Source organism: Mycobacterium sp. E796 (assembly GCF_001672815.1).
Lineage (GTDB): Bacteria > Actinomycetota > Actinomycetes > Mycobacteriales > Mycobacteriaceae > Mycobacterium.
On the sequence record NZ_LZKK01000276.1, the window covers coordinates 1 to 737 of the forward strand.

The window sequence follows — 737 nt, forward strand, 5'->3', positions numbered from 1 at the left end:
GCCCTCTCGACTGTCGACTGGCGCGGCGTTCATGGCGTTTACGCCGGTTCGCGGAGCGAGAGACCGGCGGCGCGGTAAATCGTATCGATGACGGACATGTTCTCGATCGCGCCTTCCGGCGTCGTCTTCACCGGTTCGCCGCGCAGCACCGCCGCGGCGAAGGCCTCGAGCTGGTACGCATAGCTGGTGCGGCGCGGGAAGCGCTCCACCCGCTTGCCGTCGGCCGAGCGGATCGTGAGCCGGGGCAACAAGTGCGGAGCAGCCGGACTGAGGTAACGCAGCCGGCCGCGATCCCCAACCACCTTGGCGCTCGCCCAAAACAGGTTCGACGACCACAGCGCGCAGTGCAGGCGGCCCGTGTGCCCGCCGGCGAACCGCAATTCGGCCGTCATAGCCCGGTCCACTTCGGGACCGCCCAGTTTCGCACGAGCCGAAACGACTTCCGGGGTCGAACCGCCGAACGTACGGAGCATGTCGACCGTATAGCTTCCGTCGGTCATCAGCGCGCCACCGGCAAGGGAGTAGTCGTAGATGTTGCTATTTGAACGCTTCGGCAGCATGACGCACACCGCTACCTCCACTCGCTGCAATCTACCCAGCTCCCCCGAAGCGATGATCTGCTCGACGCGCGAAGTCAACGGATGGTAGCGGTATTGGATTGCCTCCATGACGACGCGATCTGACTTCGCGGCCAGCTCGGCGATGTCGCGGGCCTCGGCGGCATTGGCGGTGAACGG

1 protein-coding gene is annotated in these 737 nt (G+C 65.8%); it reads right to left on the reverse strand.

The window, feature by feature from the left end; genetic code table 11:
* Positions 1-38 precede the first annotated feature (38 nt).
* The coding region (locus tag A5706_RS33760; protein WP_068134878.1) for a Gfo/Idh/MocA family protein at positions 39-737 on the reverse strand (699 nt) is incomplete at its 5' end.